General features: G+C 32.2%; 25 protein-coding genes and 1 pseudogene. 23 read left to right on the top strand and 3 right to left on the bottom strand.

Annotated elements, in window-relative coordinates:
• Positions 1–38 precede the first annotated feature (38 nt).
• The 22 genes and pseudogenes from adcA to FYJ81_RS13325 form a co-directional block, all read left to right on the top strand.
• Positions 39–1,571: a zinc ABC transporter substrate-binding lipoprotein AdcA gene (gene adcA, locus FYJ81_RS06010; protein ID WP_107505377.1), complete on the top strand. Its 1,533-nt coding sequence runs from the start codon at positions 39–41 to the stop codon at positions 1,569–1,571.
• A 182-nt stretch (positions 1,572–1,753) separates the two neighbouring features.
• On the top strand, positions 1,754–2,269 hold the full coding sequence (locus FYJ81_RS06005) for a YceI family protein (RefSeq protein ID WP_107384359.1): 516 nt from the start codon (positions 1,754–1,756) through the stop codon (positions 2,267–2,269).
• A 123-nt stretch (positions 2,270–2,392) separates the two neighbouring features.
• The gene (locus tag FYJ81_RS06000; protein ID WP_154409521.1) at positions 2,393–2,971 is read left to right on the top strand and encodes a DNA-binding protein; all 579 of its coding nucleotides are present in this window, start codon (positions 2,393–2,395) and stop codon (positions 2,969–2,971) included.
• Positions 2,972–2,986: 15 nt separating this feature from the next.
• A complete protein-coding gene (locus tag FYJ81_RS05995; protein ID WP_119535776.1) occupies positions 2,987–3,466 on the top strand; it encodes an SRPBCC family protein in 480 nt (159 codons plus the stop codon).
• A 70-nt stretch (positions 3,467–3,536) separates the two neighbouring features.
• Positions 3,537–3,719: a hypothetical protein gene (locus FYJ81_RS05990; protein ID WP_107384356.1), complete on the top strand. Its 183-nt coding sequence runs from the start codon at positions 3,537–3,539 to the stop codon at positions 3,717–3,719.
• Positions 3,720–3,954: 235 nt separating this feature from the next.
• Positions 3,955–4,776, top strand: coding sequence for a formate/nitrite transporter family protein (locus FYJ81_RS05985; protein WP_394859582.1), 822 nt, complete (start codon positions 3,955–3,957; stop codon positions 4,774–4,776).
• Positions 4,777–4,953: 177 nt separating this feature from the next.
• Entirely contained in the window at positions 4,954–5,490 is a 537-nt protein-coding gene (locus FYJ81_RS05980) for a GNAT family N-acetyltransferase (RefSeq protein ID WP_107384355.1), read from the top strand.
• Positions 5,491–5,625: 135 nt separating this feature from the next.
• Positions 5,626–6,366, top strand: a complete 741-nt coding sequence (locus FYJ81_RS05975; protein WP_107386395.1) for a sirohydrochlorin chelatase — start codon at positions 5,626–5,628, stop codon at positions 6,364–6,366.
• On the top strand, positions 6,347–6,514 hold the full coding sequence (locus FYJ81_RS13100; protein WP_229767950.1) for an NAD(P)-dependent oxidoreductase: 168 nt from the start codon (positions 6,347–6,349) through the stop codon (positions 6,512–6,514). The genes FYJ81_RS05975 and FYJ81_RS13100 overlap by 20 nt, the downstream gene beginning before the upstream one ends.
• Positions 6,511–6,810, top strand: a complete 300-nt coding sequence (locus FYJ81_RS13095) for an NAD(P)-dependent oxidoreductase (protein WP_229767949.1) — start codon at positions 6,511–6,513, stop codon at positions 6,808–6,810. The genes FYJ81_RS13100 and FYJ81_RS13095 overlap by 4 nt, the downstream gene beginning before the upstream one ends.
• Positions 6,803–9,208: a nitrite reductase large subunit NirB gene (gene nirB, locus FYJ81_RS05965; protein WP_119517675.1), complete on the top strand. Its 2,406-nt coding sequence runs from the start codon at positions 6,803–6,805 to the stop codon at positions 9,206–9,208. Before FYJ81_RS13095 ends, nirB begins: the two co-directional genes overlap by 8 nt.
• 3 nt (positions 9,209–9,211) lie before the next feature.
• The gene (gene nirD, locus FYJ81_RS05960; protein WP_107384351.1) at positions 9,212–9,526 is read left to right on the top strand and encodes a nitrite reductase small subunit NirD; all 315 of its coding nucleotides are present in this window, start codon (positions 9,212–9,214) and stop codon (positions 9,524–9,526) included.
• On the top strand, positions 9,517–10,458 hold the full coding sequence (gene cobA / locus FYJ81_RS05955; protein ID WP_154409451.1) for a uroporphyrinogen-III C-methyltransferase: 942 nt from the start codon (positions 9,517–9,519) through the stop codon (positions 10,456–10,458). The genes nirD and cobA overlap by 10 nt, the downstream gene beginning before the upstream one ends.
• Before the next feature lie 397 nt (positions 10,459–10,855).
• Positions 10,856–14,539 (top strand): nitrate reductase subunit alpha, encoded by a 3,684-nt coding sequence (locus FYJ81_RS05950; protein ID WP_154409450.1) that lies wholly within the window; start codon positions 10,856–10,858, stop codon positions 14,537–14,539.
• A complete protein-coding gene (gene narH, locus FYJ81_RS05945; protein ID WP_119535770.1) occupies positions 14,529–16,097 on the top strand; it encodes a nitrate reductase subunit beta in 1,569 nt (522 codons plus the stop codon). The genes FYJ81_RS05950 and narH overlap by 11 nt, the downstream gene beginning before the upstream one ends.
• The gene (gene narJ, locus FYJ81_RS05940; RefSeq protein WP_107505065.1) at positions 16,090–16,665 is read left to right on the top strand and encodes a nitrate reductase molybdenum cofactor assembly chaperone; all 576 of its coding nucleotides are present in this window, start codon (positions 16,090–16,092) and stop codon (positions 16,663–16,665) included. The genes narH and narJ overlap by 8 nt, the downstream gene beginning before the upstream one ends.
• A complete protein-coding gene (narI, locus tag FYJ81_RS05935) occupies positions 16,658–17,335 on the top strand; it encodes a respiratory nitrate reductase subunit gamma (protein ID WP_154409448.1) in 678 nt (225 codons plus the stop codon). Before narJ ends, narI begins: the two co-directional genes overlap by 8 nt.
• 14 nt (positions 17,336–17,349) lie before the next feature.
• Entirely contained in the window at positions 17,350–17,802 is a 453-nt protein-coding gene (gene nreA / locus FYJ81_RS05930) for a nitrate respiration regulation accessory nitrate sensor NreA (RefSeq protein WP_107384345.1), read from the top strand.
• A 3-nt stretch (positions 17,803–17,805) separates the two neighbouring features.
• Positions 17,806–18,846 (top strand): sensor histidine kinase, encoded by a 1,041-nt coding sequence (locus FYJ81_RS05925; RefSeq protein ID WP_154409447.1) that lies wholly within the window; start codon positions 17,806–17,808, stop codon positions 18,844–18,846.
• 20 nt (positions 18,847–18,866) lie between these two features.
• A complete protein-coding gene (gene nreC / locus FYJ81_RS05920; protein ID WP_154409446.1) occupies positions 18,867–19,520 on the top strand; it encodes a nitrate respiration regulation response regulator NreC in 654 nt (217 codons plus the stop codon).
• A gap of 726 nt (positions 19,521–20,246) precedes the next feature.
• On the top strand, positions 20,247–21,407 hold the full coding sequence (locus tag FYJ81_RS05915; RefSeq protein ID WP_154409445.1) for a nitrate/nitrite transporter: 1,161 nt from the start codon (positions 20,247–20,249) through the stop codon (positions 21,405–21,407).
• Between the two features lie 192 nt (positions 21,408–21,599).
• Positions 21,600–21,740: pseudogene (locus tag FYJ81_RS13325) on the top strand (IS5/IS1182 family transposase); the annotation flags it as partial.
• A 115-nt stretch (positions 21,741–21,855) separates the two neighbouring features.
• On the opposite strand, the gene FYJ81_RS05910 reads toward FYJ81_RS13325, so the two are convergent.
• From FYJ81_RS05910 to FYJ81_RS05900, 3 genes are all read right to left on the bottom strand, one after another.
• Complete coding sequence (locus FYJ81_RS05910) at positions 21,856–22,290, bottom strand: Hsp20/alpha crystallin family protein (RefSeq protein WP_107505423.1); 435 nt, start codon at positions 22,288–22,290, stop codon at positions 21,856–21,858.
• Positions 22,291–22,330: 40 nt separating this feature from the next.
• Positions 22,331–22,702 carry an Hsp20 family protein gene (locus FYJ81_RS05905; RefSeq protein WP_119535766.1) on the bottom strand — a complete coding sequence of 124 codons (372 nt, stop codon included), beginning with the start codon at positions 22,700–22,702 and terminating at the stop codon, positions 22,331–22,333.
• 238 nt (positions 22,703–22,940) lie between these two features.
• Positions 22,941–23,381 (bottom strand): MarR family winged helix-turn-helix transcriptional regulator, encoded by a 441-nt coding sequence (locus tag FYJ81_RS05900; RefSeq protein ID WP_107385347.1) that lies wholly within the window; start codon positions 23,379–23,381, stop codon positions 22,941–22,943.
• 279 nt (positions 23,382–23,660) lie between these two features.
• Here FYJ81_RS05900 and FYJ81_RS05895 point away from each other — a divergent pair, with 279 nt between their 5' ends.
• Positions 23,661–24,017, top strand: a complete 357-nt coding sequence (locus FYJ81_RS05895; protein ID WP_107385348.1) for a DUF3139 domain-containing protein — start codon at positions 23,661–23,663, stop codon at positions 24,015–24,017.
• The last annotated feature ends 532 nt before the right edge of the window (positions 24,018–24,549 follow it).

Here is a 24,549-nt window from a genome sequence, read left to right as displayed (position 1 = left end):
TTTAAATCGTAATCATTACTATTTAAGGAGGAGTAAGAATGAAAAAATCAATATACATACTGTCATTTGTCATTGTATTAGCGTTAATCGTTATTGGTTGTAGTGCTACAAAGTCAAACGAATCAAAAGGTAACGACAAGATAAAAATTAATACGACTGTATTTCCATTAAAATCGTTTGCCAATCAAATAGGCGGAAAGTATGTTTCAGTTAAATCTATTTATCCTAGTGGTGCAGATTTACATACATATGAACCAACACAAAAAGATATAATGAATGCGAGTAAAGCAGATATGTTCCTGTATACAGGTGACGATTTAGATCCTATTGCTAAAAAAGTGGCAGCAACAATTAAAAAGGATAATAAAAAGGTATCATTAGGAGATGAAATTGATAAAAGCGAATTATTAACTGATCAGCACGACGAAGAACATGAGGAACATGAACATCATCATGGACATCATCACGGAGGTTATGACCCTCATGTATGGTTAGACCCTAAATTTAACCAAGTATTTGCAAAAGAGATTAAAGATAAATTAATAAAGCAAGATCCTAAACACAAATCTTATTATGAAAAGAATTATAAAAAATTGAAAGAAGATTTGATGTCAATAGATCAAAAAATGAAAAACATTACTGAAGATAAGCAAGGCAATACCGTATATATATCACATGAATCTATTGGTTATCTTTCAGAAAGATATGGATTTGTCCAAAAAGGTATACAAAATATGAATGCTGAAGATCCGTCCCAAAAAGCATTAGCAAAAATTGTGAAAGAAATTAATGATTCAGGGGCCAAATTCATTTTGTATGAAGCAAATGTTTCTAATAAAGTCACTGATACGATTCGTAAAGAAACAAAAGCAAAACCGTTGAAGTTTAATAATATGGAGTCGTTATCAAAAGAACAAGCACAAGATAAAACATTGACATATCAATCCCTAATGGAAAAAAATATAAAACATCTTGATATGGCATTAAATGACAATATTAAAACAGATGATGAAAAAACGCATAACAAGCATGAAAAGGCAATCGCTGATGGCTATTTTAAAGATAATCAAGTGAAAGATAGAAAATTAACTGATTATCAAGGACATTGGCAATCAGTTTATCCATTTTTAAAAGATGGTACTTTAGATGACGTCATGAAACACAAAGCAAACGAAGATAATCAAATGACTGAAAAAGAATATAAAGATTATTATCAAAAAGGATATCAGACAAATATTAGTAATATTAATATTACACAGGATACGATTACTTTTAAAAAGGATGACAAAACATTAAAAGGTCAATACAAATACGATGGTAAAGATATCTTGAAATATGAAAAAGGTAATAGAGGCGTCAGATATTCATTTAAATTAGTAGGTGGAAATAAAGAGTTACCAAAATATGTACAATTTAGCGATCATAATATAGCGCCTAAAAAAGCAGAACATTTCCATATATTTATGGGAGATAATAAACAAAAAGTATTGAAAGAATTAGATCATTGGCCAACATATTATCCAAAAGATTTAACTAAAGAACAAATAAAAAAAGAAATGTTGGCACATTAAAAGTTGAATCCATGTATTGTTTTAAATGATATAAATATTTTACATCGAAATGAGTAAAATTTTGTTTTACGGGAATATTTTTCATAGAAACACAAATATGAGCTTTTTCATTGATATATAAAATATACCTGATATAATAAATGTATCAATAGAAAGTTACAAATTTGGAGGTATGAATTTTTATGACAAAGTTTAATTTTGATCCAGCACATTCAGTAGTAGAATTTTCAGTTAAACACCTAGTGATTTCAAATATAAGAGGTAGATTTAATGACTTCGAAGCATCACTTGAAGGTGATTTAAATGATTTAAGCACAATTAAAGGTGGATTAACAATCAAAGCAGATTCAATTGACACTCGAGTTGGTGATCGTGATAACCACTTAAGAAGTGCTGATTTCTTAGATGTTGAAAACTATCCTGAAATTAAATTTGATGTAACAAAAGTAGATGGAAAATCAGTTACTGGTAATTTAACAATTAAAGATGTAACAGAAGAAGAAACTTTTGAATTATCATATGAAGGTCAAAGTAAGAACCCATTAAATGGTGCTACAACAGCAGGTTTCATTGCTAATGGTACAATTAACCGTGAAAAATATGGTGTTACGTTTAACCAACCACTTGAAACTGGTGGCGTAATGATTGGTAAGGATATAAACTTCCAAGTAAGCCTTGAATTTGCGTTAGAAGATTAATAATAAAAGCTATAAAAAAGGTCCAAGACATATAATTGTCTTGGGCCTTTTTCTAGTTATATAAAATTTAAAATATTTTTATGTGGGTATATAGTATTAAAAAGGGGGATTACAGTGGCAACAATGTTACCCAAAATAGGTCGTCCAGCAACGAATGCATTAGCATCGATTGGCATAAATTCTTTAGAACAATTATCAAAATATGAACGAACTACGATACTAGATACTCATGGCGTAGGACCTAAAGCGATAGGTATATTAGAGAATGCGTTGACAGAAGCAGGTCTATCATTTAAAAATGAAACAGCTTCAGAATTTCCATTTGAAATGGTTGGAGATTTAGGGTGTGATAATGCGCCCAAACGACGAATCATGTTAGATTTTCTAATAGGATCTGCATTAGCTGATAAAAACAAGTTATCACAAACAGTTGTGTCAAATTTTAAATGGCAAGTGCCCGGTGCTTTTGAATTGAACAGTTTAGATGAATTTTATAATGAAATTGAAGCACATAAAGTAGACATTAAAAGAATAGAAGTGACGCATAATTTAACACATGGAAAGTTTGGTGCAATGCATGGCACTCAGTTAAATAGTGATGGCACAGAAGTTTACTTCGCGGATTTTATTGAGTTTGAAAGCAATCGTAAAAATGCCAAAATTAAAACAGTTACATCTTATGTAATTATAAATGATGAATAAAAAGGAGCGTTTTAAGTGAGTATAGAAGTGAATGAAAACAAAATTATATTTAAAAGAGATTTTGAAGCAACTGTAGAAGAAATATTTAAAGCATATACTGAACAATCTTTATTTGAAAAATGGTTCCACCCTCAAGGCGCAACAACTGAAGTGTTCGAATTTAATATTGTGACTGGAGGTCAAGCGTTTTTTGCAATATATACTGACCAAGGTACGAGTTATACATTAACAAAGTATAATGAAGTAAAAGCACCTTATTTGATTGATTATAACGATTACTTTACTGATAAAGAAGGTAATATTGATAAAAATATGGCAAGTATGCGTAATGTGATTCAATTAGAACAAATAGATGAAGCCTCAACGCGTATTATTTCTACTGCGGAACTGCCAGATCCTAAATCAGCACAACAACTACTTGATATGGGTGTAGAAGCGGGTATGAATAGCACATTTGATAATTTAGAAACGCTTTTAAAGAACAAAAAGTCATAGATATGTAATAATTGAAACACTTGCACACTTTAGCTTTTAGTTATAATAAAAGTGAAGAGAGGTGAGTGTATTGAATAAACGCTATATTAAAGTATTAAGTTTATATACGATAAGTACGCTTGTACCAGCTATGATCTTAAATGAAAAATGTTTGAGTAGCAGTATATTTAAATGGTTATTACGTACTTTAACGGGCTATGGTATTTTTGCATATGGCCTACACATTTTAACAAAATTCAAAAAACAACAGTGAGCAGTGCGCTTAAGCTATCAGAATCGATGTTCAAATAAAAGCGTTAATCCACTATGAACTGCGCCTAAATATTTGGAGTAAAATAAAGACACTTTCGTTGAATTCATTTTAAAAAGAATTTATACGAAAGTGTTTTTTTATGTAAAATAGACGTATAACCTATTAAATTTGAATAAAAAACAATATAATTAATCTATAATTTTGTGATCCAAACATTTTAAAGGGAAGGGTGTCGATGTTGATAGAGAATAATAAAGCCATAAAAGATACATATATGTCAGATGAAACAATTAAAAACATTAATAATCAAGTTCAAATGAAGGATGTCATGTTTAACCAAACACCCGGACGTTATGCATTAAAATCAATCATGTCTGGATTTTTATTAGCCATTGTGACTGTTTTTATGCTTGCAATAAAAACACAATTTGTTGGTGCAAATGAAGGACTAATTAACTTATTAGGTGCCATTTCATTCAGTTTGGCCTTGGTATTGATCGTATTGACACATTCAGAATTATTAACGAGTAATTTTATGTATTTGACAGTTGGATGGTACTATAAGCTAATTGGCATGAATAAGGCTTTGATCATCATGTTAGTATGTTTCTTTTTTAATATTATTGGAGGATTTATTTTATTTGGTTTAATGAAATTTACTCCTATAATGACAACGGAAATGGTGACCAGTTTAACAACGCTTGTAAATGGTAAGACCATAGATTCGACATGGTATGCAGTATTAGTAAAAGCCATTTTCTGTAATTTTTTTATAAACATTGGTATTTACGTATCAATTCAATTTAAAGATGGTTTATCTAAAGCTTTTTTCATTGCATGTGGTGTTATTGTCTTTGTATTTATGGGCTATGAACACGTAGTATTTAATGCAGGTTTATATGCTGGTATGGTCTTTTATAATTTTGATGCTGTCGTGTGGGTGCATGTATTAAAAAATATTGTCTTTGCTTTTATAGGTAACTATATTGGTGGAGGTATATTTGTAGGATTAGTTTATGCTTATTTAAACGGCAAACGTGATAGTTTGCGAAACTAATATTAAGATAAAGTAAAAGACAATTCGGTTTCTACTATGAAATCAAATTGTCTTTTATTTTTATATATAAAACAAAAAAATTGACTCATTTATCAAGAAACCATATTGTATTACTGTAAATTAATCTTTTAAATTTAATCAAATAATGCTATAAAAGATACGCTGAGGAGTGACAAAATGTCTGATTATAATATTAGAATCGCTGAAATAGATGATGCTGAAGCATTGCAAAAATTAATGTATGAAGCCTTTACACCTTTAAGAGAATTAGGTATTGATTGGCCATCCGTCAACGCTAGTGTTGAAATGGTCGAAAAGAATTTACAAACTGGTACGACTTTTGTCTTGGAAAATAACGCAGAAATCATTTCGACAATAACTGTACGTTATCCATGGGAGACGCAACGACGCATTTCTATTTACCCATTTGTATGGTGGTTTGCTACGAAACCATCATATGATGGACAAGGATTGGGTGGCAAGTTATTAAAATATGTTGAAGAAACATATCTTAGAGACACACTTAAGGTACCTGCCGTTACGCTAGGTACATCTGCGCGTAAGCATCCATGGCTATTAGATATATACAAAAGAAGAGGTTATGAAGTATACGCAGAACATGAAAGTAACGATGGTGATTTAGGTGTTATTATGAGAAAAGTATTAATTCCAGAACGTTTTGATGAAGAAGTATTAGGACAACCACCATTTTAATTGATTATATATAAAATAGGGAATTCCTTTAGGTTATATCTAAGGGAATTCCCTATTTTTATACTTTTATGTGAAAATATTCACAAAAACTAATGGAAATATATTACAATGCAAGGGTAAAGGGAGGGCGTCATTATGGGAGAAAATGTTCTCGTTGTACATGGTATGAGACGAGGTGTTCAGAATAAAGCTTTGAAATATTTTATATCTCAACTTTTTAAAAATAGTAATATCAACTATCAAATCGCATTTTTAGAAAGTGATACGAACGATTTCTATAACGTGATTTCGACTTTAGTAAAGCAAGGTAAATTTGAATTTAATATTGTACCGTTATTATTATTTTCAGCAAAACATTATTTAAAAGATATCCCAGAAATCTTACAGCATATTAAAGAAATGTTTCCACATATGAGATACCGTATTACACCACCACTAAGTACGCATCCTCATTTAATTAACATTATTGACGAAAAAATTAATGCGGCAATGTTCAATAGACCATCAATAAATAAAGTGATTTTTATTGCACATGGTAGTGAAAACTATGAACAACCTATTGTTCAACTTAAGCAACTAATTCAGCAATGTAATATTGTAAATAAATCAATTGATATGTTGACGCTATATGGTGAATATAATTATCAAAAAATATTGCCTAAGATATTAGAAGAAACACAGAACATATTGATTGTTCCTATCTTTTTATATGATGGTTATTTAGTTAATAAAATGAAAAGTAAAATTTCAAAAATGCGTATGGCGAATCATATTGAATATACTGAATCATTAAATTTTCATCCAATATTAGAAATGATAATCAAGGATCAAATTACACAATTGGAGGTGTATCGCAATGTATCCAGTCCAACTTAATTTAGCGAATAAACATCTTGTAATTATAGGTGGAGGTAAGGTTGCCTATCGAAAATTCCAACAGTTAAAGACTGAATCAATAGCTTCATTAACTATCGTAAGTCAGACATTTTTCCAGAGTTTTTTCAAGCCAAACAATCAAATTTGAAATTAATAACAAAATGTTATGACCGAAATGATATTGAAAAGGCAGATATTATTATTATTGCTACGAATGACCCACATGTTAATAACCAAATAAAAAAGGATTCACGACCAACACAGCTTGTTAATCACACAGGAGATAAAACACAATCAGATTTTTATAATATGCCTGAAATTCAATATAAAAATATAAATATTTTATTCAGGTCAGATGGCAATGATTATAACAAAGTTAAAAAAATATCTCATGCAGTGGAAAATTTTTTGATAGAGGTATATAAGGAGGATTATCATGTCTAAAAAAAGGTTAGTTATGATTGGAAATGGAATGGCAGGTCTACGAACGATAGAAGAAATATTAGAAAGAGATACTGAACGTTATGAATTTACGATTATCGGTAAGGAACCTTATCCTAATTACAATAGAATTATGCTTTCGAATATTTTACAGAAAAAAATGACTGTTGATGAAACGATTATGAATAGTTATGAATGGTATGAGTCATATGGTATTAAGCTTATTGTAAATGATCCTGTCGTATCAGTGAATCGTGAGAACAATGAAATTGTAACAGAAAAAGGAAAGCATCTTAACTATGATATTTGTATTTTTGCAACAGGTTCAAGTGCATTTGTGTTACCAATACCGGGAGCTCAATTTAATAGTGTAATAGGTTGGAGAACAATAGAAGATACTGAACGCATGATTGAGATTGCACAGACTAAAAAACATGCCATCGTTATAGGTGGTGGATTATTAGGTTTAGAATGTGCACGTGGACTGATGGATCAAGGTATGGACGTAACTGTAATTCACCTTGCAAAATGGTTGATGGAAATGCAGTTAGATAAAAAAGCTGGTGAATTGCTTAAAGCAGATTTAGAAAAACAAGGTATGCACTTTAGGATGCAAGCACGTACTGAAGAAATCTTAGGTGAACAAGATGTAACAGGCATCAAATTGTCAGACGGTTCGATTTTAAAAGCAGACTTAGTGGTTATGGCTGTAGGTATTCGTCCATACACGCAAGTGGCACAAGCATCTGGACTTGAAGTCAATAAGGGGATCGTTGTAAATGATTTTATGCAGACAAGTGATAAGCATGTTTATGCAGTAGGAGAATGTGCTGAACATAAAGGGAAAACTTATGGGTTAGTAGCACCATTGTATGAACAAGGCAAAGTACTTGCAGATTATTTAACTGATAATCCTACTGAAGGATACCAAGGTTCTACTACATTTACGTCATTAAAAGTTTCGGGATGCGATTTATATAGTGCTGGTCTGATACATGAGAGTGATGAAGTAAAAGGTGTCGCAATCTTTGATAGCATGCATAAACATTATAAAAAAGTATTTCTTAAAGAAGGTCATATCGTTGGTGCGGTGTTATATGGGGATATAGAAGAAGGTTCTAGATTTTTTAATATGATGAAGAAAAAAGAAACCATACAAGACTACACGATCGCATCATTGCTGCACAAAGGTGGAGAATCAAGTGGTTTTGATGTCGCAGAAATGGCTGATGACGAAACTATTTGTGGCTGTAATGGTGTAAATAAAGGCACTATTGTTGAAGCGATAAAGCAAAATGGTTTAACGCGTATTGACGAAGTGACACAACTAACAAAAGCTGGTAATTCTTGTGGGAAATGTAAGGGACAAATAGGGCAAATCCTTGAACATACACTGGGTGATGATTTTATTGCAGCTAAACCTACAGGCATATGTGCATGTACAGATTTAACACGAGATCAAATTGTAACGCAAATTAGAGCGAAATCACTTAAAACTTCTAAAGAAGTTCGTCATGTTCTAAACTTTAAGGATAAAAATGGTTGTCCTAAATGTCGTCCTGCCATTAATTATTATCTTAATATGATTTATCCGTTCGAACATATTGATGAAATTGAATCAAGATTTGCGAATGAACGTTATCATGCTAATATCCAAAATGATGGCACCTTCTCTGTCATTCCTCAAATGAGAGGTGGCGTAACTGATGCAGAGCAACTTATAAAACTAGGTGAAGTAGCTAAAAAATATAACGTACCCCTAGTCAAAGTGACTGGTTCACAACGTATTGGACTTTATGGCATTGAGAAAGAATTATTGCCACAAATCTGGTCAGAATTGGGTATGCGTTCAGCATCAGCATATGGTAAAAAGACTCGATCCGTGAAGAGTTGTGTTGGTAAAGCTTTTTGTAGATTTGGAACACAAAATACGACAAGATTAGGAATCCGTTTAGAAGAAACATTTGAATATATTGATACACCACACAAGTTTAAGATGGGAGTTTCAGGATGTCCTAGAAGCTGTGTCGAATCAGGTGTTAAAGATTTTGGTGTTATTGGAGTAGAAAATGGATATCAAATTTATATTGGTGGTAACGGCGGTACAGAAGTTACAATTGGACAATATTTAACAACTGTAGAAACTGAAGCGGAAGTATTAAAACTTTGTGGCGCATTGATGCAATATTATAGAGAAACAGGTAACTATGCAGAACGTACTGCACCATGGTTAAATCGATTAGGATTTGAACATGTGAGTAGTATTTTGTTAGATAAAGCAAAACAAGATGTACTTTATGCACGAATTTTAGAAGCTAAATGCGCAGTGGAAAAAGAGCCATGGTCTGAGATTGTAAATAGTAAAAAAGAACAAAAAATATTTGAAGTGGAGAAGGTGTAAAATATGAGCGCTAAAAATAGGATTAAAGTAACGTCAATAGACACACTTACACCATTAGTCGGTAAAAAAATTAAATTACACAATAAAGAAATTGGTATTTTTTTAACGGAAGAAGGTAGTATTCATGCCATTCAAAATCGATGTCCTCACAAAGATGGTCCACTTTCAGAAGGGACAATGAGTGGTGATTATGTTTTTTGTCCATTACATGATCAAAAAATAGACTTGAATAGTGGTTTAGTACAAGCGCCAGATGAAGGTTGCGTTGAGGTGTTCAGAACAGAGGTACAGGATGGGGATGTGTATGTATGGGTTTGAATAAGGTTGGAAAAGTATACCTTATCGGTGCGGGTCCCGGCAATCCGGAATTATTAACGAGAAAAGCTGAACGTTTAATTCGAAAAGCAGATGTTATATTATATGATCGCCTTGTGAATCCATTTATCATTCAGATGGTTAGTCCAGGTGTAGAAATAATTGATGTTGGAAAAAAACCTTACCATAAACATATTCAACAAGAGGAAATCAATAAATTGCTTGTTGATGCAGCTTATTCACATCACTGCGTTGTACGGTTGAAGGGCGGAGATCCAGCTATTTTTGGAAGAACACATGAAGAAGTCTCAGCGCTAAATAAACAGAACATTGAGTGCGAAATCGTACCAGGTATTACTTCTGCTAGTGCAGCTGTTGCAAGCATGAAACAAGGGCTTACCGCTCGTCAGATTGCGACACATGTTACTTATACGACAGGACATTTTTGTAAAATGCATACTGATAAAGTAGAATTGGACAAATTATTATCAGGAGGCACATTAGCCATTTATATGGGTATTAGAAATTTAAAAACGATTATGCATGAAATATATCAACAAACCAAGAAAGATTATCCAGTTGTAGTGATATATAATGTATCTACTTATAAAGAGAAATTAATCCAAGGTACAGTAACTACGATTGACCAATTGATTGAAACGCAAAGTTGTTCGTTTATGCCAGGTGTCGTTTTGGTAGGAGATTTAATGGCTGAATTACCTTGTGTAACTAGTTTAAGTCAGGCTCAAACTAAAAGCTATTTGATTACTGGTGAACATCAATCAGCTTTAGAAAAGGCATTATCGCTCTATAGTGAAGGTCATTTTTGTTTGATTGATGTTATAGATACATCTATGTATCATAAAACACAGATTGAATTTATGAACGATATTAAAGGACAATATTTATTTGATGAACATATTAAATTAATGTAATAATTTAATTTGCTGTACTAGAAAGTTTTTTCTTAATATGATTCAGAATCATTGATATCTTGACTATATAATGAGACTCGAACCATGATTTTAAGCAGCACGCCAATACCTTTAAAATTTTAATATTTTTATAAATAAAAGAACTAATCCGTTAAATATTTTTAATGGATTAGTTCTTTTTTGTATTAACAAAGATCTACCATAAACTGTGGGATATTACATATTTAAAATGAATTTTAGAAATAATTAGGGCTTTTTGATATTCAATTAGGTAAATCCCTAATATATAGAAAGTTTTAATAAACGTACAATTTAAGTAAGAAATGAAAAGTAATTACGACAAAGATGTTCATAGAATATATTTCTTATTTGTAATGATGTTGAGAGGATGTATAAAATGAAGAAATTTGGTATGAAATTTTTTAAACCAACTGAAAAATTCAATGGTAATTGGTCAGTGCTTGAAAGTAAAAGTAGAGAATGGGAAAAGATGTATCGCGAACGTTGGAGTCATGACAAAGTAGTGAGAACAACACATGGTGTTAACTGTACAGGGTCTTGTTCATGGAAAGTGTTTGTTAAAAATGGAGTGATTACTTGGGAAAATCAACAAATTGATTATCCAAGTTGTGGCCCAGATATGCCTGAATTTGAGCCGAGAGGTTGTCCGCGTGGTGCGTCATTTTCTTGGTATGAATACAGTCCCTTGAGAATTCGATATCCATATATTCGTGGTAAGTTATGGGAACTATGGATAGATGCATTAGAAAAACATGATGACAATACTGTTGCAGCATGGGCATCTATAGTAGAAGACGAAGAAAAAGCTAAGATATACAAACAGGCTCGAGGAAAGGGTGGGCTTGTAAGAACGAACTGGAAAGATGTTTCCAAACTAATTTCGGCTCAAATTATATATACGATTAAAAAATTTGGTCCCGATAGAATAGCAGGATTCACACCAATTCCTGCTATGTCTATGCTGAGTTATGCTTCTGGTGCCCGTTTCATTAGCTTATTGGGAGGAGAAATGCTCAGTTTCTATGATTGGTACGCAGATTTACCACCAGCATCTCCGCAGATTTGGGGAGAACAAACAGACGTACCAGAATCAAGTGATTGGTATAATGCTTCATACATTATGATGTGGGGATCTAACGTGCCATTAACTAGAACACCAGATGCTCATTTTATGACAGAAGTACGTTATAAAGGTACGAAAGTCATTTCTGTTGCGCCTGATTATGCAGAAAATGTAAAGTTTGCAGATCATTGGTTGGCACCACATCCTGGGACAGATGCAGCAGTTGCGCAAGCAATGACACATGTGATTTTGCAAGAATATTATGTGAATCAGCCTAACGCTTATTTTATCAACTATTCTAAACAATATACAGATATGCCATTCATCATTATGTTAGATGAGGATGCTAATGGTTTGAAAGCAGGTCGCTTTTTAAGAGCAGAAGATTTAGGGGTAGATACACCAAATGGTGACTGGAAACCTGTTATTTTCGATAAAATACAACAACATTTAACCGTCCCTAATGGGACAATGGGTCAACGCTGGGAAGAAGGTAAACAATGGAATCTTAAACTAGAAGATGAACAAGGATTTAAAGTTGATCCAGCGCTAAGCCTTGCAGAAGATGAATATGAAATCAAACAAATTCAATTTCCTTATTTCAATAATGAAGGGAATGGCGTTTTTGAAAGACCTATTGCTGCTAAGAAAATTGAATTAGCTAACGGTGAACAAAAATATGTTGCGACTGTGTATGATTTGATGACGAGTCAATATGGTATACGACGTTTTGAACATAAATTAGAAGCACAAGGATACAACGATGCGTCCTCGTATTATACACCTGCTTGGCAAGAAAAAGTGACAAGTGTGAATGCCAATGTGGTGGTACAAGTTGCCAGAGAATTTGCACAGAATGCTATCGATACACAAGGTAAATCAATGATTATTATGGGTGCAGGCATAAATCATTGGTTTAATTCAGATACGATATATCGCGCTATTTTGAATCTTGTATTACTCTGCGGATGCCAAGGTGTTAATGGTGGTGGTTGGGCGCACTACGTAGGTCAAGAGAAATGTAGACCAATTGAAGGATGGAATACCATAGCTTTTGCTAAAGATTGGCAAGGACCACCACGCTTACAAAATGGTACAAGCTGGTTTTATTTTGCTACGGATCAATGGAAATATGAAGAATCAAACGTAGATAGTATTAAGTCACCTTTAGCAGAAAATATCAAGCATCAACATCCTGCAGATTATAACGTATTAGCAGCCAAATTAGGTTGGCTACCATCTTATCCACAATTTGATAAAAATAGTTTGTTATTTGGAGAAGAAGCTAAAGATGATGGCGCATTTAATAACGATGAAATTCTAAAACGAGCAATAGCATCTGTAAAATCAAGAGAAACTAAATTTGCAATTGAAGACCCAGACGCTAAGGAGAATCATCCAAAAACTTTGTTTTTATGGCGCTCTAATTTAATTTCAAGCTCAGCAAAAGGGCAAGAATATTTTATGAAACATTTACTAGGTGCTAAATCTGGTTTGATGGCCGAAGCAAATGAAGATACAAAACCAGAAGAAATCAAATGGAGAGATGATACAGAAGGCAAACTAGATTTACTCGTATCATTGGATTTCAGAATGACTTCTACTCCGTTATATTCGGATATTATCTTGCCTGCAGCAACTTGGTATGAAAAACACGATTTATCTTCGACAGATATGCATCCTTTTGTACATCCGTTTAATCCAGCCATTGATCCTTTATGGGAGTCTCGTTCAGATTGGGATATCTTTAAAACGTTAAGTAAAACCTTATCCGAAACTGCTAAAACACATTTAAACGGCCTCTATAAAGATATTGTAACCACACCGCTAGCACATGATACTTCACAAGAAATCTCTAATGTGAATGGTCAAGTGAAAGATTGGACTAAAAATGAAATAGAGGCAATTCCCGGAAAGACTATGCCAGGATTTGCTGTGGTTGATAGGGATTATACAAAAATCTACGACAAGTTTGTTACGGTAGGACCTTTATTAGAAAAAGCTAAGATAGGTGCACATGGTGTGAGCTATACTGTGGCAGAGCAATATGAAGAACTTAAAAGCATGGTAGGTACGTGGCATGATGAAGATGAACATTCAATTAGAAATGAGCTTCCTAGAATAGATACCGCAAGACGTGCTGCAGATGTCGTATTAAGTCTATCTTCAGCTACAAATGGTAAATTATCACAAAAATCTTATGCAGATTTGGAACGACAAACAGGAATGAAACTTAAAGATATTTCTAGTGAACGTGCATCTGAAAAAATAACATTTTTAAATATTATCGCACAACCGAGGGAAGTTATTCCAACAGCAGTTTTTCCTGGTTCTAATAAAAATGGTCAAAGGTATTCTCCGTTTACTACGAATATAGAACGTTTAGTGCCTTTTAGAACACTAACTGGGAGACAAAGTTATTATATTGATCATGAAATTTTTCAGCAATTTGGTGAAAATCTACCAGTTTATAAGCCGACTTTACCGCCGATGGTTTTTGGTTCACGTGATAAGAAAGTGCAGTTAGACGAAAGTACGCTTGTCTTACGGTACTTAACGCCACACGGTAAATGGAATATCCACTCTACTTATCAAGATAATCAACATATGTTGACATTATTCAGAGGTGGTCCGACGGTATGGATTTCATCTGAGGATGCAGCAGCACATGATATTCAAGATAATGAATGGCTAGAAGTTTATAACCGTAATGGTGTAGTTACAGCTAGAGCTGTAGTATCACATCGTATGCCTAGGGGAACGATGTTTATGTATCATGCTCAGGATAAGCACATTGAGACACCTGGATCTCAACTGACAGACACACGTGGTGGTTCTCATAATGCACCTACACGCATTCATTTGAAACCAACACAACTTGTTGGAGGTTATGCTCAGATCAGTTATCACTTTAATTATTATGGACCAATAGGAAATCAAAGAGATGTTTATGTCGCAGTGAGAAAACTGAAGGAGGTTGACTGGCTTGAAGATTAAAGCACAAGTTGCAATGGTATTGAATTTAGATAAATGTATAGGATGTCATACGTGTAGTGTGACTTGTAAAAGTACCTGGACAAACCGTCCAGGTGCAGAATATATGTGGTTTAATAATGTTGAAACAAAACCAGGCATTGGTTATCCAAAAAGATGGGAGGACCAAGAACATTACAAAGGTGGCTGGTTTTTAAACAAAAAAGGTAAATTAGAACTAAAGTCTGGTAGTAAATGGTCAAAAATTGCTCTTGGTAAAATTTTCTATAATCCAGATATGCCTGTAATTAAAGATTATTATGAACCATGGACGTATAATTATGAACACTTAACTCAGGCTAAAGCAGGAAATCATTTACCAGTAGCAAAAGCACATTCCATTATTTCTGGTGATAAATTAGATTTAAAGTGGGGGCCAAATTGGGAAGATGATTTGGCAGGTGGTCATGTTACAGGGCCTGAAGACCCAAATATTCAACGTATTGAAGAGGACATTAAGTTTAAATTCGATCAAACTTTTATGATGTATTTACCAAGATTATGTGAGCATTGTTTGAATCCAAGCTGTGTTGCTTCGTGTCCCTCTGGAGCGATGTATAAACGAGACGAAGATGGCATTGTGTTAGTTGACCAAGAAGCGTGCAGAGGTTGGAGGTACTGCATGACAGGTTGTCCATACAAAAAAGTATATTTTAATTGGAAGACAAATAAAGCAGAGAAATGTACTTTTTGTTTCCCAAGAATTGAAGCGGGATTACCGACAGTATGTTCAGAAACATGTACTGGACGTATGAGATATTTGGGTGTTCTGTTATATGACGCGGATAGAGTTGAAGAAGCTGCTACAGCTGAAAACGAACAAGATTTATATGAAAAACAGTTAGATTTATTTTTAAATCCATATGATGAAAGTGTCATTGAACAAGCACAAAAAGATGGTGTTTCTATGGAATGGATAGAAGCAGCTCAAAATTCACCTATATATAAATTAGCCATTGAATATAAACTTGCATTTCCGTTACATCCAGAATATCGTACAATGCCTATGGTATGGTATTGCCCACCTCTGAGTCCAATCATGAGTTATTTCGAAGGTAAAACCGCTATAGATGCTAATAGAAATCCAGATATGATATTCCCTGCAATAGAAGAAATGCGTTTGCCAATACAGTATTTAGCTAGCTTATTTACTGCTGGAAAGACAGAACCGGTCAAAGCAGCATTGCAAAAAATGGCTATGATGCGAAGTTATATGAGGGCTCAAGTGACAAATAAACCTTTTGATGAAGATAAATTAGCGAGATTGGGTCTGACTGAACGTCAAACAAAAGATATGTATCGTTTATTAGCAATTGCAAAACATGAAGACAGATTTGTTATTCCAACTTCGCATAAGGAAGCGTATATGGATACGTATCGTGCACAAGGTAGTCAAGGCTACGGTGGAGAGTATTTTGGTGCAAATTGTGAAGGATGTGGAGTTCCAGTAGGAACGACCTCTGAAAAGTCAGGGCAAGCAATATACAATGATAATTTCTATGGAGGGATATTCCGTGATTAACATAGAACAGTTTAAATCATTTCAAGAAACACTGGGATATTTTGCGCAACAATTGGAATTCCCAAAAAAGATGACTTTGCATCCTAATACTTTTGAAAGCATCATTCATAATCAACACCCAGCTTATAAGGATCTTATGACATATCGTCAGCAGGTACATGAGTATACATTTTTAGAATTTCAACAATTATATTCTAATACATTTGATTTTAATAAAAATGCCCCCTTGTATATGACTTATAACAAATTTGATACACAAAAAGAACGAGGACAATTATTAGCGAAATTGAAAGTTTTATATGAAATGTTTGGACTTAAAATGGCAGACAATGAACTATCTGATTTTTTACCATTGATGCTAGAGTTTTTATATGTTGCACAATGGCAAAATGATCCAAGAGCAAAAGGAAACATTGAATTTGTCATCATGATTATTGAAGACGGTACTTATGCTATGGCAAATCATTTAGCAGAACGAAATAGTCCTTATTATTATTTAATTAAAGCGTTAAGAGAAACATTAAAAGTATGTATTGAGCCAACAAATGAGGTGAAAGCGAATGTTTAACCAATTTTTATGGGTCATATTCCCTTATTTATGTGTTGTTATATTTTTCCTAGGACATATTGCGAGATTTAAATTTGATAAATTTTCATGGACTGCAAAATCAAGTGAATTCATAGAGAAAAAAAGATTACAATGGGGAAGTTTAATGTTTCACCTGGGAATTATTCCAGTAGCAATGGGACATTTTGTTGGTTTAGTCATACCTGCTTCTTGGTTACGAACGTTTGGTGTTAATGACCACTTATATCACATTGGTGCAGTGTATATTGGTAGCATATTTGGTATAATAACATTGATAGGTATGCTGTTGTTAACCACACGACGCATTACACAGAAAAACATTAGAAAACTAAGCTCAGCCTCAGATATTATTGTTAATTTTTTATTGTTAATCATTGTTTGCATGGGGTGTTATGCGACTTTAGTGACCAATGCAGTAACACCAGATTTTGATTATCGGACATCAATATCTATTTGGTTTAGAGATTTATTTGTCTTTTCACCTGATGCAACATTAATGGCTAATGTACCTATAACATTTAAAATTCACGTGTTGTTAGGCTTTACCATTATGGCATTGTGGCCATTTACGCGACTGGTTCACGTGTGGAGCGTACCGTTAACATATGTGAGTAGAAGTTATATCATTTATCGTAAACATAAGGTGTGAAAGGAGGTCATGCATTGGGTTCATTGCCTTTAAATAAAAAAATTGATTATCAAGCAGCTTTAAATTTAATACGTACAAGAGAAGGTTTTGACTTTGCAGGTTTAGCATTTTATGAGCAAGAAAATCAAGTATCACCGATTAAATGGCATTATGTTTCTGGCAATTTAAATAATAGATATAAGTTAATAGTCTTAAGAAAAGGTAAAGGACTCGCGGGCAATGTTATGAAAACGGGTAAACGCATGATCATTGAAGATGTAAATCAAATTTTATTACCCTCAGAAAAACATAAATATCCTATTGTTTTAACTGAATTACTAACTGCCATGGTGGCTATACCTTTGTGGTATAACAGACAAGTTTACGGTGTTTTGTTATTAGGTCAGAGGGATGGAAATCCATTACCTTTAGCACATGGTGACATTTCGATAGCTGATGTTTTAGGAATTTTTAAAGAAGAAGATTAGGTGATGATCGTGCAAGTAAATCAAATGGAAGATATGACTGAATTATTATTGCAGTATTTCAATAATACAAGAGAAAAAATAGTGTTTGTTGATAATAAGGGGAAAGTTATTGCTAAGAATCAAGCTGCAAAAGATATCATTTCCAATGATGAGGACTATCGAGATATGACTAATGTGATTTGTAATCGATGTGATGGATATACTAATGAGTTTGATTTACAATCTTGCAAAAATTGTTTTCTTGAAGCAGAAGAAGTTGGTAATACAAGCTTTCAAGTATTTATGAAAACCAATAGAGGTACGATTGAACCATTTACTGCAACGTATCAAACGATTGATTCGGTAAATGATATCAAAGTATTTACATTGCAAAATGTATCTCCACAAATTGAACGTCATGATAAGATGTATCAACGTAAAATGATGCAAAAAACAATTTCTGCTCAAGAAAATGAAAGGAAACGTATTTCAAGAGAGCTACATGATAGCGTTGTTCAAGAAATGCTGAATATTGATGTTGAGTTAAGGTTGTTAAAGTATCAGCAAGAAATACAAGATTTAGTTGCTGATTCGAAACACATAGAAGGACTTATGTCCAAACTCATTGATGATATACGTAACCTTTCTGTTGAATTGAGGCCTTCATCTTTGGATGATTTAGGATTAGATGCAGCGTTCAAAACATATTTCAAACAAGTTGAATCTAATTACGGCATGGAGATTATTTATCATTCAAGTCTAGATGCACAACGGTTTGACAATGAAATAGAAACGGTTGTTTATCGAGTAGTACAAGAAGCATTATTTAATGCAATTAAGTATGCCAATGTGGACAAAGTTGAAATTGACTTACATTATAATCGTAATAGGTTAATAGCTGAAGTCGTTGATAGAGGTACAGGATTTATTAAAACTGATCAGCCACAAGGTACTGGATTAGGTATTTATGGTATGTATGAACGCGCAGAATTAGTAAATGCTGAAGTAAATGTCGATAGTCAAATTGGAAGAGGTACGATAGTGACTTTAGAAGTTCCAATTTAAGGGAGTAAGGAGAATAAATTTTGAGAATAGTTATTGCGGATGATCATGCTGTTGTCAGAACAGGATTTTCTATGATTCTAAATTACCAAGATGATATGGAAGTTGTCGGTACAGCTGCTAATGGCTTAGAAGCTTATCAAAAAGTAATGGAACATAAACCTGATGTATTAATTATGGATTTGAGTATGCCTCCAGGAGAGTCAGGACTGATTGCTACTAGTAAAATAGCAGAAAGTTTTCCTGAAACAAAAATCTTAATATTAACAATGTACGATGACGAAGAGTACTTATTTCATGTATTAAAAAATGGCGCAAAAGGTTATATCTTGAAAAACGCGCCAGATGAACAACTCATTTTAGCAATAAGAACTGTATATCAGGGTGAAACATATGTAGATATGAAATTAACGACTTCTTTAGTGAATGAATTTATTAGTAATAGTTCCAAAGACGAAACGGCTACATCAGACCCTTTTAAAATTTTATCTAAAAGAGAAATAGAAATATTGCCTTTAATTGCAAAAGGTTATGGTAATAAAGAGATAGCAGAAAAATTATTTGTATCTGTAAAAACAGTAGAAGCACATAAAACACATATTATGCAAAAATTAGACTTAAAATCAAAACCGGAATTAGTAGAATATGCGATGAAGAAAAAACTTGTGGACTTTTAATCGAGTTACTTCTGACAACAAATAATATGGTAATGTCATAATCTATTAATAAGTCTATGCAAATTTTTACGATATAATGTATTGTTAAATAACAGATAACTGAGGATAAGATATAAATTTCATGCTCAAGATAAAGGACTAATCCATTTGCATATGGATTAGTCCTTTTTATATTAAAATGTAGTGAATTTGAGCGTGTATACTTGTTTGGGATATGAGTTACATTGTCTGAGCTTGTAGCCCATCTATCATATTATTCCCAAGGCATCCACACGTTATTAAATCGTTGCAAATCATGTGTTCAGTATAAAAGAATAATTGATATAGAACAGTATTTTAATGATGAAGTAAAAGTTACTTTGCTCCTCATTTGCATGCCATCTTAGGCATGAATCAAGATGATTGAAAATTCATTTCCGCTTTAAGCTCCTCACATAGTCTCTATATTTTACACAAATTAAAATTTAAATTGAATTTATTATTGAAAAAAGAATAGGGGAAATTTTAGAGAACTTAAGGGATAATCCTTATGTTTATTATTTCACAAAGATTTTACAATAACTATATAGCCAGTATTCTACAAATATTAATATTCCAAAAATTCGTATATTACACCGGTTTTACCTTTCATAATTTAGTCCTTAATACTTCATAATAAATAATATTATTGTAGGCGCTTGTAGAATACTAGGCTTAATTATAAAAAATTAAATGTAGGTGAATGTAATGAACAAAGCTAGAGGTGGATTTCAATTAACTTTACAATCTTTAAGTTTAGTTGTGGGTTTTATGGCGTGGAGCATTATTGCACCGCTAATCCCTTTTATATCTCAAGATATTAATATAACAGGAAATCAGCTTTCAATTATATTAGCCATACCTGTAATATTAGGTTCTGTTTTAAGAGTGCCTTTTGGCTATTTAACGAACATAATAGGCGCTAAATGGGTGTTTTTCTGTAGTTTTATCATTTTATTATTTCCAATTTATTTTTTGAGTCAGGCTCAAGGGACAGGGATGCTCATGGCATCAGGATTCTTTTTAGGCGTTGGAGGTGCTGTGTTTTCTGTTGGTGTAACATCAATCCCTAAATATTTTCCTAAAGAACGCGTTGGTTTAGCAAATGGTATTTATGGCATGGGTAATATCGGAACTGCAATTTCTTCTTTTTTAGCGCCCCCAATCGCATCAATTATTGGATGGCAAACGACGGTCAGAAGTTATTTAGTAGTGATTGCTTTATTTGCTATTTTTATGTTCTTTTTTGGTGATCCGAAAGAGAAAAAAGTAAAAGTGCCTTTAGTTGAACAATCTAAGCGTTTATTTAAAGATTTGAAATTATATTATTTATCACTTTGGTATTTCATTACTTTTGGTGCATTTGTAGCATTTGGTTTGTTTTTGCCGAATTATTTAGTGCAACAATTTGGTATTAGTGAAGTAGATGCAGGTATACGTTCAGGTGTATTCATTGCACTTGCAACATTTTTGAGACCTCTAGGTGGTATATTAGGCGATAAATTTAATGCGGTGATGTTATTAATGATAGATTTTACATTGATGATTGTTGGCGCAATTATTTTAGGATGTTCAAATCATATTTTACTATTTACGATAGGTTGTTTATTAATTAGTGTTTGCGCTGGTTTGGGGAATGGACTTATTTTTAAACTTGTGCCTTTCTATTTTAGTAAAGAGGCAGGGACTGCAAATGGTATTGTTTCTATGATGGGCGGATTGGGTGGATTCTTTCCACCGATTGTTATTTCATATGTCACAATGTTATCAGGTAGCAGTCACTTAGCATTTTTATTATTAGCGTTATTTGGGATCATAGCATTAGTAACAATGGGGCAAATGTTAAAAAAAAGTAAGTTAAAACTATAAATTTCACAAAAAAATTAAGTGTTACTTCAGACTGTCGACAAAATCTCCGACTTTGTTGGCAGCTTTTTATACACGCTTTCCGCGGGCACTGCCTTAGCCTGTAGTCTTCGGCTAGTGCTATTCCCGCAGGAGTCGGCATAAATCACTGCCAATATTATAATATATGTAAATTAAGCAGTGGTCGTGATTATTCTGATGAATAAATCAATTGATAAAAGAGATCAATATGAAATGATTTCTATCTCTGAATTAGTCCTTAATAATCATTGATTACGTAAAGTCGATGCGATATTAGATTTAAATTTTGTATATGAACTTGTCGAAGACAAATATTTGAAAAAACTATATAAATAAAAAATAGATAAACCCTTCGCAAATTAATGCGAAAGGTTTATCTACTTTCTGAAGCAACATTTCAAAAATGAAGTGTTGTTTTTCAAATTGATTGTTAATCAATTTGAATGTTAGAAGAGGAAGACTCTTTTTTCTCTTTTTTAGGCAAAGTGACATTTAACATGCCATTTTCATAAGCTGCTTTAATGCCGTTTTCATCGACATTATCAAATTGATATTGACGTTTTACATCACTAAAGCTACGTTCTTGATGGATAATGCGTCCATTTTCATCTTCTTTATTATTTTCAAATGATTGTTTACCTTCTATTGTTAAAATATTATCTTCAAACTGCAGATTAATATTTTCTTTTTCCATGCCTGGTAACTCTGCTTCCACAATGTAAGCATCTTCTAATTCTTTAACATCTGTTTTAATACTATTAGCACCTGGAAATTGATCAAAAAATTGACGTCCGAAATCTTTAAATAAATTACTAGGATTTACATCGAAAAATGAATTATCGAATGGTTTCATATTGAATGCCATAAAGCATCTCTCCTTATATTATGATTTGTTTTGTTACGATTTAATCAATATTAATTTGTTTTTTTGTATGATGAATAGGTAAAGTAACATTTAATATACCATGGTTCAGCGTAGCTTTAATATTTGATTCGTCTACGTTTTTGAATATAAATTGTCTATTTTGATTGTTAGAATTGCGCTCTTTAATCAAGTAATTATCTTGGTTTTGAGTTATTGTAGAAGTATTTTTAACACTGATCGTCAATGTCTTTTCATCAAATTGAATGTCTATATCGTCTTTACTGTAACCTGGTAGTTCAGCAATGACTTGATATGCATCACTTGATTCATATACATCTACTTTAAAATCATGATGCTCAGTTAATAAATTTTCTAGTATATCTGTAGAAAGATTTTGTGTATTTTGCATCATTTTTCACCTCTCCTTTAACCTTATATTTATATTATAATATATTAGTCAAAGAAAGTCAAAGTCAAACTATAGTATTTAACACTTTATGTGTACAGTTCTACCAAAAGCTGATGATAAAAGGATAATTATTACTTTTATCACAATTACTATAAATAAAATAAAAAAATAGAGGCAAGTTTAAGTTTAAATTAGCATAAATAAATTACACACTTTAAACGTAGCTTTACCTCTTAATATATTAAATTTCTTTAGTGAAATGTTTATTTACAAAATTTTGTAGTGTTTCTTTTAAGTGAATGGCTTCATCGATATCCATATCAAATTCACTAAATACTTTTTTGGACACATGGGATAATGAATCCTGAACTTTTGCACCTTGTTCTGTAAGCGCAATTTGTAAATTACGTTCATCATCAATTTCACGTGTTCTACTAACATAACCTTTTTTTTCTAATTTTTTAAGTAAAGGTGTTAGTGTCCCGGAATCAAGATAAACACGTTGTCCAAGTGTTTTAATGTTTATCTTTTCATTTTTTTTAATGGCGAGCATAACGATATAACCAGTGTATGTTAGGTCATGCTCTTTTAAATATGAAGTATATTTTTTTATAATTTCTTTTGAAGAAACGTAAAATAGAAAGCACAGTTGTTCTTCTAAGTAACTTACTTTGTCCTCCATTTAATCACCCCTTTTGAAATTTAACCTTATTATGAACAAAGTACATTGTCAAGGAACTGTTGTGTCCATATTCATAATATTTTTATAATATATATCATTGTGAATAAGTGGAAATTTAAGAACATTTTGTTACAAAAGGTATTAATACTTTATAATTTATTTGTTATCGTTCATAATACTAATATTATGAATTTTAATAAGTAGTCTAGAAATTTAAGAGTATGAGGATTAACAATAGAGTATTTATTATGATTGTTTTTACTTAAAAGGAGATAAATAATGAAGACGTTTTTGAAAATACTGGGACTATTAATCATTTCGTTAATTTTGGCCGTAGCTTTTTTCTTTGGTTTAAGAACATATCAAGGTCACAAAAATTTAGAATTAGTTGATAATTACATGGATGAAAACCATTTAACTGAGAAAATTAAAACAGAGAAAACATTATATAGTGCTAAAAAAGGGTTATATTATAAAGAAATTAAGTTTAAAGATGATTCGGAACATACTTATGTTGTGCAACCAATTAGTACATATAAAGGTATATTAGTGCAAGGTTTTGATCCAGAAACTAAGAAAAATGTAAAAGATGCAAAACATAACGCTTTTAAAGAGAAATATAAACCTAAAGATTAAATAACTCATTATTTAGTGATGTTATCATTTTATAAACTAAAGCAAATCAATATCATGTTGGCTGATTCCGTATATACATATGGCATCAGCCATTTTTGTATTAAATATATTTTAATGTATGTGCTTTTAACATATGCTTTACTATATTAAAACTCAAAAACAATAGCATAGTGTCTTACTTATTATCACATCTGAATTAATGACAGTGTAATATAATAATTCATACACAATTGAAGTAAAATGAATATAAAAATTAATAGCGATTGTTGATGTTACTCAAATATAAAATTAGTTAAAAGAGTAGTGATTTTATATCCTATTACAACATTATATCAGGCTTGTAGTAAGGTTTAATAACGCCATATCATAGTCTTTAACTGCAATTTTGTGTATTTGTCAAAATAATTATGTTACTTATATATATATATAATGAGTAAAAATAAAAATTAAGTGTAATAACAACTCTTTTTGCTGAAAAAATTTATATCTATATAAAAATTATTTTGATATAATTAAGCAATGTCAGAAGAAG

Origin of the sequence: Staphylococcus sp. McC-251-APC-3A2 (genome assembly GCF_009695665.1) — a bacterium.
Lineage (GTDB): Bacteria > Bacillota > Bacilli > Staphylococcales > Staphylococcaceae > Staphylococcus > Staphylococcus cohnii.
Note: the sequence above shows the minus strand (reverse complement) of the source record. Positions and strands in the feature narration are given on the sequence as shown.

Coding starts and splice junctions, on each gene's coding strand:
- nirD (WP_107384351.1), top strand. CDS start 9,212: ATGAGCGCTAAAAATAGGATTAAAGTAACGTCAATAGACACACTTACA.
- FYJ81_RS13100 (WP_229767950.1), top strand. CDS start 6,347: ATGTATCCAGTCCAACTTAATTTAGCGAATAAACATCTTGTAATTATA.
- cobA (WP_154409451.1), top strand. CDS start 9,517: ATGGGTTTGAATAAGGTTGGAAAAGTATACCTTATCGGTGCGGGTCCC.
- narI (WP_154409448.1), top strand. CDS start 16,658: ATGTTTAACCAATTTTTATGGGTCATATTCCCTTATTTATGTGTTGTT.
- FYJ81_RS05985 (WP_394859582.1), top strand. CDS start 3,955: ATGTTGATAGAGAATAATAAAGCCATAAAAGATACATATATGTCAGAT.
- FYJ81_RS05980 (WP_107384355.1), top strand. CDS start 4,954: ATGTCTGATTATAATATTAGAATCGCTGAAATAGATGATGCTGAAGCA.
- FYJ81_RS06005 (WP_107384359.1), top strand. CDS start 1,754: ATGACAAAGTTTAATTTTGATCCAGCACATTCAGTAGTAGAATTTTCA.
- FYJ81_RS05950 (WP_154409450.1), top strand. CDS start 10,856: ATGAAGAAATTTGGTATGAAATTTTTTAAACCAACTGAAAAATTCAAT.
- adcA (WP_107505377.1), top strand. CDS start 39: ATGAAAAAATCAATATACATACTGTCATTTGTCATTGTATTAGCGTTA.
- FYJ81_RS05895 (WP_107385348.1), top strand. CDS start 23,661: ATGAAGACGTTTTTGAAAATACTGGGACTATTAATCATTTCGTTAATT.
- FYJ81_RS05905 (WP_119535766.1), bottom strand. CDS start 22,702: ATGATGCAAAATACACAAAATCTTTCTACAGATATACTAGAAAATTTA.
- FYJ81_RS05915 (WP_154409445.1), top strand. CDS start 20,247: ATGAACAAAGCTAGAGGTGGATTTCAATTAACTTTACAATCTTTAAGT.
- FYJ81_RS06000 (WP_154409521.1), top strand. CDS start 2,393: ATGTTACCCAAAATAGGTCGTCCAGCAACGAATGCATTAGCATCGATT.
- FYJ81_RS05910 (WP_107505423.1), bottom strand. CDS start 22,290: ATGGCATTCAATATGAAACCATTCGATAATTCATTTTTCGATGTAAAT.
- FYJ81_RS05900 (WP_107385347.1), bottom strand. CDS start 23,381: ATGGAGGACAAAGTAAGTTACTTAGAAGAACAACTGTGCTTTCTATTT.
- FYJ81_RS05925 (WP_154409447.1), top strand. CDS start 17,806: ATGATCGTGCAAGTAAATCAAATGGAAGATATGACTGAATTATTATTG.
- nirB (WP_119517675.1), top strand. CDS start 6,803: ATGTCTAAAAAAAGGTTAGTTATGATTGGAAATGGAATGGCAGGTCTA.
- FYJ81_RS05975 (WP_107386395.1), top strand. CDS start 5,626: ATGGGAGAAAATGTTCTCGTTGTACATGGTATGAGACGAGGTGTTCAG.